Source organism: Citrobacter sp. Cpo012, assembly GCF_030333015.1.
GTDB classification, from domain to species: domain Bacteria; phylum Pseudomonadota; class Gammaproteobacteria; order Enterobacterales; family Enterobacteriaceae; genus Citrobacter; species Citrobacter portucalensis.
This window is the reverse complement of record NZ_JAOWGR010000037.1, coordinates 467,775-481,660: the sequence shown is the minus strand read 5'-3', so window position 1 is coordinate 481,660 and position 13,886 is coordinate 467,775. Positions and strand designations below refer to the sequence as shown.

The following is a 13,886-nucleotide window of genomic DNA, read 5'->3' as shown; positions in this document are numbered from 1 at the left end:
GAAAAAACGGGCGGATTTCCGCCCGTTTTCGTTGTGCTTATGGCGTAACGATGTTGAACCAGAATTCGAATTTATCCATATAGCCGAGCATGGCATCAAGCTTGGCGCCGTCACCGGTTATCTTCACGTCACCGCTGTCTTGTGCCTGTTTCAGCGTCACTTCCTTGAGGATGATTTTGTTCAGCGTATCGCGATTAAGCGTGATCGTAGCATCGGCATCTTTCGCTTCGGCATTGGCGGTATGGTTCAGGACGCCATTCTCCAGCTCAAGCTTATATTTACCGCCATCACTGCCAAGATCGATGTTAAATACCGACTTCGCATCACCCGCTTTTTGTCCGTTAATATGCACTGCCAGATAATCGAAGAACATTTCCGGTGTCATAGCACGAACGGTATCCGGGCTGGCGGTATTCGGGGTTGGGCCTTTGACCACTCCGTTACGCAGCTCTTGCGCGCCGGTCAGGTAGAAGTTACGCCACGGGCCGGATTCGGCCTGATAACCCAGTTGCTCAAGCGCATCTGCTTCCAGATTACGTGCGGCCTGGTTATTTGGATCGGCAAACACGACTTTGCTTACCACCTGTGCCACCCAGCGGTAGTTACCCTGGTCATAGTCGGCTTTTGCTTTCTGCAAAATGGCGTCCGCACCGCCCATGTAGTCGACAAATTTCTTCGCAGACTCTTCCGGCGGCAGCTCATCCAGCGTTGCCGGGTTGCCGTCAAACCAGCCGAGATAGAGCACATAGGTCGCTTTTACGTCATGGCTCACGGAGCCATAGTAACCGCGGTTAGCCCAGGTATGTGCCAGTGAGTCCGGCAGCTTAAAGTTGGCAGCGATTTCATCGCGGGTCAGACCTTCGTTAGCCATGCGTAGCGTCTGGTCGTTGATGTAACGATACAGATCGCGCTGACTTTTCAGCAGGCTGACCACCTTGTCATTACCCCAGGTTGGCCAGTGGTGCTGCGCCATCAGCACCTCGGCTTTATCACCCCAGCGCACAATCGCTTCGTTGATGTATTTGGACCACGGCAGCGGCTCACGAATTTTGGCTCCGCGCAGGGAGTAGGTGTTGTGCAGGGTGTGGGTAACATCTTCTGCGGATTCAATAAGTTTTTTCTCTTCGATGTACCACAGCATTTCCGATGGTGCTTCGGAACCCGGGGCCAGCATGAAGTCATAGGTCAGGCCGTCGATGACCTCTTTTTGTCCATCTTTCTCAATGATATTTGTTGGCGCAATCAGGGTAACGGTTCCCGCGGAGGTCGTGGTTCCCAGTCCCGCGCCGACCTGGCCTTTGGCATCAGGTTTTAACAGGTTGCCGTACATGTAGCTCGCGCGGCGGCTCATGACGTTACCGGCCATGATATTCTCAGCGACCGCGGCTTCCATAAAGCCGGCTGGCGCATAAACTTTCACTTTGCCCGCTTTAACGTCGGCTTCATCGACAACGCCGCGTACGCCGCCGTAATGGTCAACGTGGCTGTGGGTATAAATCACTGCAACAACCGGTTTTTTACCGCGGTTTTTAAAGTAAAGATCCATCCCGACTTTGGCCGTTTCTGCCGAGACCAGCGGGTCAACAACGGTGATGCCTTCTTTACCTTCAATAATGGTCATGTTTGACAGATCGAGGTTACGAATCTGGTAAACGCCATCCGTTACTTCAAACAGCCCGCTGATGTTGATCAACTGAGATTGACGCCACAGGCTCGGGTTTACCGTATCCGGGGCTTTATCGCCTTCTTTGATGAACGCGTACTGCTGCGGATTCCAGATAACATTTCCCTGCTCGCCCTTGATCACGTCCTGCGGGAGTGGGGCGATAAAGCCTTTGTGGGCGTCGGTAAAGTCGGTGTTATCGGAGAAGGGCAGTTGATTGTAAAGCGCGTTGTTGGCTTGTTGCGTGGCGGCTGTAGCGTCTTTGGGGGCTTCAGCGGCCATAAGGGGAACAGAAAACGATGTGAGTAACCCAGCAAGTATAAAACTTTGTGCGATTCTATTAAGTTGCATCGTAAAACCTCTCTGACACTTCAAAAGTACAGTTGGGATGCTGCTTTGACGGATAGCGTTTTGATTAGGTATTTGAGTTAGTGCAAGATTAACTATAATTCACATGAATGATTAGGCAAGGAAGGCAGAGTAATTTATCTAACTGGTTTTTCAGAAGTTTTAAGAAAACAGTTGCGGATGACAGAGCAGAACTGCCATCCGTTAGCATACTATCATTCACCTGCGATAATGCGTTTCCCGCTGGAGATAAACGTTCCGGCCCCAAGGTGATGCAGAGTATTGAGCTTGCCATCATCAAACTGCCAGCGTCCTTCCACGAAGGCTCGCTCATCAGCGGCAGCGGAGACCACTTCCCCAAACAGAGTGTCATATTTTTCCTGTGCCGCCGTGGCTGGCAACAGGCGACACTCCATCCAGGCCAGACATTTCGCTTCTATCAGCGGTAAACCTAGCACGGGTCCTTGTACCACGGGAATGCCGTAACAGTTGAATTTATCTTCCACGCGACCGGAAACGCTGCCTACGGCCCAGGTCCAGTTGACGGCGGCGATACCCGGAATAACGATGCCGAATTTACCGCTACGTTCAATGAGATCCCGCGACCAGGCGGTCTTATCAACAACAATTGCTACCCGCGGCGGCTCAAATTCCACGGGCATTGACCACGCCGCAGCCATCACATTTCGCCGCTCGGTATGCTCATCCCGGCTGGTTATCAATATCGTTGGGCCATGATTGAGTAGCCGACTGGCATGTTTTAATTCGATCGGACGAAAATGGCTCATGGATGCTCCTTGGCTGAGAGATAACACACCACAATAAACATAGATATTAACGGTATTAGCGATTTTGTCGCCTCACAGGAATTAACAACGCACAAAATCGACAGCGTAAAACGAAAAATACGTTATAAGTACTGCATTAATCGAACAGGAACTCCGTATGACGCCTTTTTTAACCGCTTATTTTGCCCGTATTTGCTGGTCAGGTTCGGCCAACGTCAACCTTGAAACCTTGCAAGCGCTACATCTACTGCACAACAGCGCAATTCCCTTTGAAAACCTGGATGTATTACTGCCAAGAGAGATGCAGCTTGACGATTTGTCGCTGGAAGAGAAGCTGGTAACGGCGCGTCGTGGCGGTTATTGCTTTGAACAGAATGGCGTGTTTGAACGCGCGCTACGCGAAATCGGTTTTAACGTACGTAGCCTTCTCGGTCGCGTGGTACTGGCAAATCCGTCAAGTCTGCCGCCGCGCACGCATCGTTTGTTGCTGGTTGAATTGCAGGGAGAGCAGTGGATCGCCGACGTTGGCTTTGGCGGGCAAACGCTGACAGCACCAATTCGTCTGCAGGCCAACACTGAGCAGAAGACGCCACACGGCGAATATCGGCTGATTCAGGAAGGTGAAGATTGGATCCTCCAGTTCCGTCATCACGAACACTGGCAGTCAATGTATCGTTTCGATCTGGTCGTGCAGCATCAGAGCGATTATCTGATGGGCAACTTCTGGTCCGCACACTGGCCGCAATCACATTTTCGTCATCATCTGCTGATGTGCCGTCATCTGCCCGACGGCGGGAAATTAACGTTAACCAATTTTCACTTTACCCATTATCAGGATGGACATGCGGTAGAGCAGATTAATTTGCCTGACGTCGCCAGTTTGTATGCGTTGTTGCAAGAACGATTTGGACTGGGTGTGGATGACGTGAAGCATGGATTTACCGAAGATGAGCTGGCGACGGTCATGGCGGCGTTTGATACGCATCCGGAGGCGGGGAAATAGGGGCATCGGAAGTCATGCCGGATACGGCGTCATCGCCTTATCCGGCCTTCGGGAACAATTAAAAATCTATCGCCCATTCTGCGTGAAACAGGATCACCGCCGAACCGGTAATGGTGACTTTTTCCGGCTGGTTTTCACGGATAGTCACCGTCACATCAACAATCCCGTCGCGCCCGAGCGCACGGCCCTGATGCCCCTGAACACGTAACGTTTTCCCATCATGCGCCATCAGCCCATGGTGGACCAGCCACGCGCCCATTGGACCGTTGGCATTGCCGGTAACCGGGTCTTCCACAATACCAATAGCAGGTGAAAACATGCGGCCATCAGTGGCGTTTTCGCCCTCGCGGATTTGAAAAGGGAAAAAGCCGTTACAGCCAATTTGCTGGCTGATGGCGGTCAAAGCCGGTAAATCAGGGGAAAGGGCGTCAAGGTCCACCTCGGGTTTCAGTGGAATCATCACTTTCGAATGTCCGGTCGTGGCAACCTGAATGGGTAAGCCTGCCAGCATATCGTCTTCGCTCAGGTGCAGCGCATCGAGAATCGCAGTACGAACAGCGCCCTCCAGTGGAGGTTCAAAACCCGGTTCACCTTGCTCAAGGCTAATGCGATAGTCGTTCCCGGTAGCGTCAATATCCACCCGATGACGTCCGGCCAGCGAGGTTTGCCAGACCGTGCAGTTGCCCAGACCCAGCACCTTAGCCCGCACATAATGCGCGGCGACGGTAGCATGCCCACAGATAGGAACTTCGACCGTCGGGGTGAAATAGCGGATGCGAACATCGCTGTCGTCACTGGTCAGCAGAAATGCGGTTTCTGAATGACGCAGCTCGCGAGCGATGAGCTGCATCTGCGCGTCACTCAGTCCATCAGCATGTAAAACCACACCTGCTGAGTTGCCGCGAAAAGGGACCGAGGTAAAGGCATCGACGTGGTAAACCTGTGGTTTCATTAGCGTTCTCCCTGAAATGGAGAAGCATCATAACGTACAAAAAGCGGGATAGCGATGCAGGCCCGGTAAGCGCAAGCGCTACCGGGCATCAGAGTTCAATTATCGGCGGGAACGCACTATCTGATAGCGGCGAGTGAAGTACTCAAACGGCGCACTCCATACGTGGACCAGACGGGTGAACGGGAATAGCAGGAAGATAGTCATCCCCAGAACCAGGTGCACACGGAAAATCAACGCCACACCATCCAGATGTGCAGATGCGCCGCCCTGGAAAGTCACCACTGACTGCGCCCAACCAACCAGTTTCAGCATTTCACTGCCGTCAGGATGCTGTGCGGAGAACGGGATGGTGGTTAAGCCGAGGATACACTGAATCAGCAGAACGCAAAGGATCAGAATATCAGCGGTGGAAGACGTTGCACGAATGCGCGGGTTGGTCAGACGCCGCACCAGCAAACCTGCGCCACCAACCAGCGTCAGTACGCCACAAAGCCCACCGGCAATCATCGCCATCTGTTGTTTCACCGCAATCGGCAGGAACCAGGCATACATCCAGTGCGGCGTTAGCATGCCGAACAGGTGACCGAAAAAGATCCCCAGAATGCCGATGTGGAACAGGTTTGACCACAGCACCATGCCGCGTTTGTCCAGCATCTGGCTGGAAGAGGCGCGCCAGGTGTATTGCCCGTAGTCATAGCGTAGCCAACTGCCGAGGATAAACACCGTACCGCACAGGTACGGGTAGATATCGTAAAAAAAGACGTTCAGGTACTGTATCATTTTGGGCCTCCCGCGCTGACGTCGACATACTGCGGCGCCACGTCCTGGCTAAAGCGTCGTTGATAGTTTTGTAACGGTGAACTGTCGCAGGCGGTGGCGTTATCCTCGATAAACTTCACCTGTTCCTCTTCCCACACCGCATCCAGCGCCTGACGAGTATCATCGCGGGTTTCAGCACCAACCTGCTTAGTGACACTGTCACTTGAAAGAGGGCTTCCGGCAAGCAGCAGCAGGGCGTCAAACAGTTGATACCACGGCGTATCGCGCTGTTTTAAGCGCCCGCCCAACAGAGCCAGAATCGGAGCAACGTTCTGCAGTCCTTCTTTGGCCTGGTCCTCCGGCAACACGCTCAAATACTCCAGATACAACGGCAGATGATCCGGTAGTTCGCGGCAGTCGAGCTGTAGCCCGACCTTTTCATACTGCGCCAGCAGATCAACCATCGCCTGACCCCGGTCACGGGACTCGGCGTGCACGTGCTCAAACAGCAGCAGAGAGGTGGCCCGGCCCCGGTCAAAGATTTCGCACCATTCCGCTTGTTTATCCAGCAGTGGCGCATTGAGCAATCCCTGGCTAAATTCGGTAAGCATGGGGGCATCGCTGGCCACAAGCGCCAGCGCGTCGTCTTTACACTCCCACAGCAGCTCGTCGGGATATTCCATCAGCAGGCCGATAACCTTCAGGATTTGCATTATTCACCCTCCGCTTTATCGCGCACTTCGGTGATGTCGATTGCATCGATACGGCTACTGTTAAACAGGTTGAATTTGGTATCTGAGCCGTGGCAGCCGTCACCGAAGGTAAATCCGCAGCCGTTTTTCTCCGGGAAGGCATCGCGCGCCATTTCACGGTGGCTGGTCGGGATCACAAAGCGGTCCTCATAGTTGGCGATGGCCAGATAGCGATACATCTCTTCAACCTGCTCAACGGTCAAACCTACTTCCTCAATCGCGCGGGTGTCCGTCACGCCTTCCACTGTTTGCGCACGCATATAGTGGCGCATGGCCATCATACGTTTCAGTGCGCGCAGCACCGGACCGGTATCACCAGCACTGAGCATGTTGGCGAGGTACTGAACCGGAATTCGCAGCGACTCAACCGCCGGCAAAATGTTGCCATTGTGCGGCAGTCCGCCCGCGTCGGCGACCGACTGAATCGGTGACAATGGCGGTACATACCAGACCATCGGCAGGGTGCGATATTCCGGGTGCAGCGGCAGCGCCAGCTTCCAGTCCATCGCCATTTTGTAGACTGGCGAACGTTGGGCCGCTTCGATGACGTTATGCGGAATACCTTGTTTTAACGCCTCTTCAATAACCGCCGGATCGTGCGGATTGAGGAATACATCGCACTGACGCTCATAGAGATCGGTCTCATGCTCGGTGCTGGCCGCTTCTTCGATGCGGTCGGCGTCGTACAGCAATACGCCGAGATAACGGATACGTCCAACGCAGGTTTCCGAACATACCGTCGGCTGGCCAGACTCAATACGCGGATAGCAGAAAATGCACTTCTCTGACTTACCGCTCTTCCAGTTAAAGTAGATTTTTTTGTACGGACAGCCGCTGATGCACAAGCGCCAGCCGCGACATTTATCCTGGTCGATCAGCACAATGCCGTCTTCTTCACGCTTATAGATAGCACCGCTTGGGCAGGTGGCGACACAGCTTGGGTTCAGGCAGTGCTCGCACAGGCGCGGTAAATACATCATGAAGGTGTTTTCGAACTGGCCGTACATCTCTTTTTGCATCTTCTCGAAGTTACGGTCGCGGGCACGTTTTGAAAATTCGCCGCCAAGCAGTTCTTCCCAGTTTGGACCCCAGATAATCTTGTCCATCCGCTTACCATCGATCAGCGAACGCGGACGCGCGGTGGGCTGATTCTTGCTTTCCGGCGCGCTATGCAGATGCTGATAATCGTAAGTAAACGGCTCATAGTAATCATCGATTTGCGGGATTACCGGGTTGGCGAAAATTTTGGTGATAACGCCCATCTTACCGCCCAGACGCGGTCTTATCTTGCCGTTAACATCGCGAACCCAGCCGCCTTGCCACTCTTCCTGATCTTCCCAGTTTTTTGGATACCCAATCCCCGGTTTAGTCTCGACGTTGTTAAACCATGCATATTCCATCCCTTCACGCCCGGTCCAGACGTTTTTACAGGTGACGGAGCAGGTGTGGCAGCCGATGCACTTATCCAGATTAAGAACCATGCCTACCTGTGAGCGTATTTTCATTTTTTCGCCTCCTGTACCTGATCGCGACCTTCATCATCCAGCCAGTTAATATTTTTCATTTTTCTAATCATGATGAACTCATCGCGGTTAGAGCCGACCGTACCGTAATAGTTGAAGCTGTATGCCAGCTGCGCATAGCCACCTATCATGTGCGTGGGTTTCGGGCAGACGCGGGTCACCGAGTTATGGATCCCGCCGCGCATCCCGGTCACTTCTGAGCCAGGGATATTCATGATTCGCTCCTGAGCGTGATACATCATGGTCATTCCCGGTGGCACGCGTTGACTCACCACTGCACGCGCGGTGAGCGCACCGTTGGCGTTGAAGGCTTCAATCCAGTCGTTATCCTCAATGCCCAGCTCTTTGGCATCGGTTTCACTGATCCAGACAATCGGTCCGCCGCGCGACAGCGTCAGCATCAGCAGGTTTTCGCTATAGGTAGAGTGGATCCCCCATTTTTGGTGCGGCGTCAGGAAGTTGAGCGCTTTTTCCGGGAAGCCGTTAGGCGGAACCTCGCGCATTTCACTGACGCTGCGGGTATCGATAGGTGGACGATACGCCACCAGACTTTCACCGAACGCTCGCATCCACGCATGATCCTGATACAGCTGCTGGCGACCGGACAGAGTACGCCATGGGATCAGCTCGTGGACGTTGGTATAGCCTGCGTTATAGGAAACATGTTCACTTTCCAACCCGGACCAGGTGGGGCTGGAGATGATTTTGCGCGGCTGCGCCTGGATATCGCGAAAACGGATCTTTTCGTCTTCTTTGTTCAACGCCAGGTGCGTATGGTCGCGTCCGGTCATCGCCCCCAGCGCTTCCCAGGCTTTCACCGCCACCTGACCGTTTGTTTCCGGTGCCAGGGCGAGGATCACCTCAGAGGCATCCAGCGCGGTGTCAATCAGCGGGCGTCCTTTTGCCGGGCCTTCGCGCTTGGTGTAGTTCAGCTTGCCGAGGAAATCGACTTCCGCCTGGGTATTCCACGCAATGCCTTTCCCGCCGTTACCGAGTTTGTCCATGAGCGGGCCAAGTGAAGTAAAGCGTTCGTAGGTGGCGGGGTAGTCACGCTCCACAACGGCGATATTCGGTGCCGTTTTGCCCGGGAGGAGATCGCATTCGCCTTTGCGCCAGTCCTGAATGTCAAACGGCTGCGCCAGCTCTGCCGGAGAGTCGTGTTGCAGCGGTTGCAATACCACATCCGTTTCTTGTCCAAGGTGTCCGACGCAAACCTCAGAAAATACTTTGGCGATGCCTTTATAAATTTCCCAGTCGCTCTTCGATTCCCATGCCGGGTCGACCGCCGCAGACAACGGGTGAATAAACGGATGCATATCCGAGGTATTCATATCGTCTTTTTCATACCAGGTAGCGGTTGGCAGAACGATATCGGAGAACAAACAGGTACTGGACATACGGAAATCGAGCGTGACCAGCAGATCGAGCTTGCCCTCTATCGCCGCCGACTGCCATTCAACCTCTTCAGGTTTAATACCCTCGCTTGAACCGAGCGCTTCCCCCTGGATCCCGCTTTCGGTACCCAGCAAATATTTGAGCATGTATTCATGCCCTTTACCGGAGGAGCCGAGCAGGTTAGAGCGCCAGACGAAGAGGTTGCGCGGATGGTTTTTGCCGTTATCTGGCTGTTCGCAGGCAAAACGAATATCACCTGACTTCAGCGCCTGTGCGGTGTATTGCGCAGGAGATAGCCCTGCTTGTTCGGCTTTTGCTTTAACGGTCAAAGGGTTGAGGTTAAGCTGCGGCGCAGACGGCAGCCAGCCCATCCTTTCAGCCCGCACGTTAAAGTCAATCAAATGTCCGCTAAACTTCGACGCATCGGCCAGTGGAGAGAGGAGTTCCTGCGCGGTAAGTTTTTCATAACGCCACTGGCTGGAATGGTTGTAGAAAAACGAAGTGCTGTTCATCTGACGCGGTGGTCGGTTCCAGTCCAGCGCAAAGGCCAGCGGCAACCAACCGGTTTGCGGACGCAGTTTCTCCTGACCCACATAGTGCGCCCAGCCGCCGCCGCTTTGTCCCACACAGCCACAGAACACGAGGATGTTAATCATGCCACGGTAGTTCATATCCATGTGATACCAGTGGTTGACGCCAGCCCCGAGAATGATCATCGAACGGCCATGCGTTTTGTGCGCCGTATCGGCAAACTCACGGGCGATCTGTTCGATATGACGGCGTGGCACACCGGTAATTTGCTCGCCCCAGGCCGGGGTGTAGGCTTTCACTTCGCTGTAATCTTGCGCGCTATGAACGTCATCCAGACCACGATCGAGGCCATAATTCGCCAGCACCAGATCATAGACGCTCACCACCGGGCAACGGCTACCGTCAGCGAGGGTAAGATGTTTTACCGGCAGTTGACGGATCAGCACCGGTTCTTGTTTTACACTGCGAAAATGTGGGTTTTCGTTGCCGCCAAAATAGGGGAATGCCACGCCGGTCACTTCATCATGCTGACCAAGCAGCGAAAGAGAAAGTTCAGTTTCAGCGCCAGCCGCCAGTGGTTCCAGGTTCCATTTGCCTTTTTCCCCCCAGCGAAAACCGATAGATCCGTTCGGGACAACCAGTTCGCCAGCGCTGTTAAAGGCTACCGTTTTCCACTCCGGATTGTTGCTTTCACCCAGGCCATCGACAAGGTCTGAAGCACGCATCATGCGTCCAGGCACGTAGCTGCCATCTTCGCGGGCATCCAGTAAAACCAGCATCGGCATGTCGGTATAGCGACGACAGTAATTGAGGAAATAATCGCTGGGATTGTCGAGGTGGAACTCTTTCAGGATGACGTGGCCCATCGCCATTGCCAGCGCGCTGTCTGTTCCTTGTTTGGGTGCCAGCCACTGATCGCACAGTTTGGCGACTTCCGAGTAATCCGGCGTAATGGCAATCGTCTTGGTGCCTTTGTAGCGTACTTCTGTGAAAAAGTGCGCATCCGGGGTACGAGTCTGCGGCACGTTAGAACCCCAGGCGATGATATAGCTGGAGTTATACCAGTCGGCGGATTCAGGAACGTCGGTCTGCTCGCCCCAGGTCATCGGTGACGCGGGCGGTAAGTCGCAGTACCAGTCATAGAAACTCAGACATGTTCCGCCGATTAGCGAGAGATAGCGAGTGCCGGCGGCATAGGAAACCATCGACATCGCCGGGATCGGGGAGAAGCCGACCACGCGATCCGGGCCGTAGGTTTTCACCGTCCAGACGTTGGCGGCAGCAATCAGCTGATTAAGCTCTTTCCAGTTCGAACGGATAAATCCACCGCGCCCGCGTACCTGCTTGTAGCTCTGGCATTTTTGCGGGTCGTTCATAATGGATTCCCAGGCCAGCACCGGATCGGGCTGGCGGGAGAGGGCGTCGCGCCACAATTCGATTAAGCGTTTACGCACCAGGGGATATTTCAGGCGGTTAGCGCTATAGAGATACCACGAGTAGCTGGCGCCGCGTGGACAGCCACGGGGCTCATGATTTGGCAGGTCAGGACGAGTACGCGGGTAGTCGGTTTGCTGCGTTTCCCAGGTCACCAGCCCGTTTTTAACGTAGATCTTCCAGCTGCATGAGCCGGTACAGTTAACGCCGTGGGTAGAACGCACAATTTTGTCGAACTGCCAGCGCTGACGATAGCTGTCTTCCCAGTCCCGGTTGGTGTGCATCACTTGCCCGTGCCCCTCGGCAAACGTATCGCCCTTTTGTTTAAAGTAGCGAAAGCGGTCTAACAGTTTACTCATGACATAACTCCTGCTTCGATAATATTGCCGACGGTGAATCGAACTCCAGGCCTGATCCGACCTACCTAAATGTCCGATCCTGCGGTATCCATTTTGTTATTTTTTTTGTGATTTACGGCCATAGACCAACCAGGTCACCAGCACGCAGACGATGTAAAACACGAGGAATATTTTCATGGCACCCACCGGAGAGCCGGTCAACGCCAGCGATGAGCCAAACGCTTTAGGAATGAAGAAGCCCCCCACTGCGCCAATAGCGGAAATAAATCCCAGGGCGGCGGCGGTATCGGTTACCGCTTCCCGCTGAGCCTGTTCTTCGGTACCACCATGCAGCTTCACCCGATAAATTGTGATTTTGCGAAAGATCACCGCAATCATCTGGAAGGTTGAACCGCTGCCCAGACCCGCGGTCAGGAACAAGCCCATAAACACCAGGTAAAACGCGATAAAGCTACCTTCGCCCGAGCCGGGCAAAGTGAGAAACAGCAGGGCGCTGAACAGTGCCATAAAGATGAAGTTAATTAAGGTGACACGCACACCACCAAACTTGTCAGAGATAACACCACCCGCCGATCGTGCAAGCGCGCCGATGAAGGGGCCGAAGAACGCCAGTTGCAGGATATTCACGTCGGGGAACTGGGTTTTCGCCAGCATGGCAAAGCCTGCCGAAAAACCGATAAATGAACCGAAGGTGGCGAGATACAGCAGACTTAATAACCACAGATGAAAACGCTTGAGGACCGGTAACTGAGAGGCAATTGAGGCCTTCGAGCTGGCAATGTCGTTCATTCCCATGCCCGCTGCCACGGTGGCTATCAGCAGTAACGGCACCCATATCCATGCTGCATTGGCCAGCGACAATAACGAGCCGTCAGCTTGCGGTACGCCCTGTACGCCCAAAAAGGTAAATATGGGCAGAAAGATCACCAGTGGCGCGATCAACTGCATCACGCTGACGCCGAGGTTGCCGAGACCACCGTTAACGCCTAACGCGCTGCCTTGCTTCGCTTTGGGGAAGAAAAAGCTGATATTGCCCATGCTGGAGGCAAAGTTAGCGCCTGCAAATCCGCACATCAGCGCAATGACTATAAATACTCCAAACGGAGTAGCGGTATTTTGCACGGCAAATCCGAGCCAGACGCAGGGAATAACCAGAATAATCGTGCTAAAAATGGTCCAGCGACGACCACCAAATATAGGTACCATAAAGGAGTAGGGTACGCGTAATATTGCACCAGAAAGAGATGGCAATGCCGTTAATAAAAACAGTTGGTCGGTGGTGAAATTAAAACCAATTTTATTCAGATTGACGGCTACGGCACTGAACAGCATCCAAACGCAAAACGCAAGAAGCAGGCAACTCACTGATATCCAGAGATTTCTGCGCGCAATGTGCTTGCCTTTATTTTCCCAAAAGCCGGGGTTCTCTGGTTTCCAGTCAGTTAAAAGATAACGATTATTTTTCTCATTTGATGATGACATATTATTCTCCATGCACATGCCGTTCATGAAAAAGAAATAAACGCATGCAGCGCCGCGCGGCTTCTTTTTAGAAACTATTGAAAAGTTTTAGGAATATTGACTGAAAGAATAGATAAAAAAGCGCAATAACGCGGCGTGATGGGAGAATTACACGTTGCTTAAGTGTTACTAATTGTAAACATAAAAGATGTATTGTTAATCCATCTATTACATCAAATAAATAACTCCTGCGTTATCATACGATCAAGATGACGATCGAATGCAGGATCGGCCATTTCCTCAATACCTAATATGTACATACCATCCAGGCCGCAGACTAATGCGATTAAGCGCCATGCGACGTCGGCGGCATCAGGCGCGGATGAGAACTCACCGGCTTTCTGTCCTTGTGTAATGATGTTGGCGGTTTCTTCGTGCCACATTCGCATGGTCAACAGGTAGGCGCTTTTAATTTCCAGATCTTTACCCGCAACAACCTGTGCTTCACGCCATAGCTTAATATAGGGTTCCAGACCACCATCTTCACTGCCTAGCATCGCATGCAGTCGCTCACGGAAACTGGCGTCTTCGCTGACCAGTTCGGCATCAAGTAGGGTGCGGATAAGGCGCACAAATGCCTGGGATTTGAGTTCGCCGGCAGAGGCGAAATGGTGATGTACCTGGCCCGTCGCGACGTGAGCTTCTGCAGCAATGCGTCGAACCGTCATGGCGGAAAATCCTTCTTCAAGTGCGACACGCATTGCTGCTTGCAGAATCACTTCCCGACGTTCATCCCGATTTAGATAGCTCATCATTCCTCCTGTACCCGTATAGATCGCAGTCTAACAAAAAGTTGGACATATGTTCAATTTTCCGTAGGATCGCTAAAGCTGGACATGTGTCCAGTTTTGGTTTCGT

The 13,886-nt window shown here is 53.2% G+C and carries 10 protein-coding genes; 1 reads left to right on the top strand and 9 read right to left on the bottom strand.

What is annotated here, in order from left to right:
- Positions 1-37: 37 nt before the first annotated feature.
- Positions 38-2,014 carry an alkyl/aryl-sulfatase gene (locus OGX90_RS12185; RefSeq protein ID WP_057068212.1) on the bottom strand — a complete coding sequence of 659 codons (1,977 nt, stop codon included), beginning with the start codon at positions 2,012-2,014 and terminating at the stop codon, positions 38-40.
- A 212-nt stretch (positions 2,015-2,226) separates the two neighbouring features.
- A complete protein-coding gene (locus tag OGX90_RS12180; RefSeq protein ID WP_003833054.1) occupies positions 2,227-2,799 on the bottom strand; it encodes a flavin reductase family protein in 573 nt (190 codons plus the stop codon).
- A 157-nt stretch (positions 2,800-2,956) separates the two neighbouring features.
- Here OGX90_RS12180 and nhoA point away from each other — a divergent pair, with 157 nt between their 5' ends.
- Positions 2,957-3,802, top strand: a complete 846-nt coding sequence (nhoA, locus tag OGX90_RS12175; protein ID WP_137377936.1) for an N-hydroxyarylamine O-acetyltransferase — start codon at positions 2,957-2,959, stop codon at positions 3,800-3,802.
- Between the two features lie 58 nt (positions 3,803-3,860).
- On the opposite strand, the gene OGX90_RS12170 is transcribed toward nhoA, so the two are convergent.
- From OGX90_RS12170 to OGX90_RS12140, 7 genes are all read right to left on the bottom strand, one after another.
- Entirely contained in the window at positions 3,861-4,754 is an 894-nt protein-coding gene (locus OGX90_RS12170; protein ID WP_137377935.1) for a PhzF family isomerase, read from the bottom strand.
- A gap of 99 nt (positions 4,755-4,853) precedes the next feature.
- On the bottom strand, positions 4,854-5,534 hold the full coding sequence (gene narI / locus OGX90_RS12165) for a respiratory nitrate reductase subunit gamma (RefSeq protein WP_003833047.1): 681 nt from the start codon (positions 5,532-5,534) through the stop codon (positions 4,854-4,856).
- Positions 5,531-6,226, bottom strand: a complete 696-nt coding sequence (gene narW / locus OGX90_RS12160; protein WP_003833045.1) for a nitrate reductase molybdenum cofactor assembly chaperone — start codon at positions 6,224-6,226, stop codon at positions 5,531-5,533. The genes narI and narW overlap by 4 nt, the downstream gene beginning before the upstream one ends.
- Positions 6,226-7,770, bottom strand: a complete 1,545-nt coding sequence (narH, locus tag OGX90_RS12155) for a nitrate reductase subunit beta (RefSeq protein WP_008784807.1) — start codon at positions 7,768-7,770, stop codon at positions 6,226-6,228. The genes narW and narH overlap by 1 nt, the downstream gene beginning before the upstream one ends.
- Entirely contained in the window at positions 7,767-11,507 is a 3,741-nt protein-coding gene (locus OGX90_RS12150) for a nitrate reductase subunit alpha (protein ID WP_008784806.1), read from the bottom strand. Before OGX90_RS12150 ends, narH begins: the two co-directional genes overlap by 4 nt.
- A 96-nt stretch (positions 11,508-11,603) precedes the next feature.
- Positions 11,604-12,989, bottom strand: a complete 1,386-nt coding sequence (locus tag OGX90_RS12145) for a NarK family nitrate/nitrite MFS transporter (RefSeq protein WP_057068225.1) — start codon at positions 12,987-12,989, stop codon at positions 11,604-11,606.
- 212 nt (positions 12,990-13,201) lie between these two features.
- Entirely contained in the window at positions 13,202-13,780 is a 579-nt protein-coding gene (locus tag OGX90_RS12140; protein WP_286623936.1) for a TetR family transcriptional regulator, read from the bottom strand.
- Positions 13,781-13,886 lie beyond the last annotated feature (106 nt).

Coding starts and splice junctions, on each gene's coding strand:
- OGX90_RS12185 (WP_057068212.1), bottom strand. CDS start 2,014: ATGCAACTTAATAGAATCGCACAAAGTTTTATACTTGCTGGGTTACTC.
- OGX90_RS12180 (WP_003833054.1), bottom strand. CDS start 2,799: ATGAGCCATTTTCGTCCGATCGAATTAAAACATGCCAGTCGGCTACTC.
- nhoA (WP_137377936.1), top strand. CDS start 2,957: ATGACGCCTTTTTTAACCGCTTATTTTGCCCGTATTTGCTGGTCAGGT.
- OGX90_RS12170 (WP_137377935.1), bottom strand. CDS start 4,754: ATGAAACCACAGGTTTACCACGTCGATGCCTTTACCTCGGTCCCTTTT.
- narI (WP_003833047.1), bottom strand. CDS start 5,534: ATGATACAGTACCTGAACGTCTTTTTTTACGATATCTACCCGTACCTG.
- narW (WP_003833045.1), bottom strand. CDS start 6,226: ATGCAAATCCTGAAGGTTATCGGCCTGCTGATGGAATATCCCGACGAG.
- narH (WP_008784807.1), bottom strand. CDS start 7,770: ATGAAAATACGCTCACAGGTAGGCATGGTTCTTAATCTGGATAAGTGC.
- OGX90_RS12150 (WP_008784806.1), bottom strand. CDS start 11,507: ATGAGTAAACTGTTAGACCGCTTTCGCTACTTTAAACAAAAGGGCGAT.
- OGX90_RS12145 (WP_057068225.1), bottom strand. CDS start 12,989: ATGTCATCATCAAATGAGAAAAATAATCGTTATCTTTTAACTGACTGG.
- OGX90_RS12140 (WP_286623936.1), bottom strand. CDS start 13,780: ATGAGCTATCTAAATCGGGATGAACGTCGGGAAGTGATTCTGCAAGCA.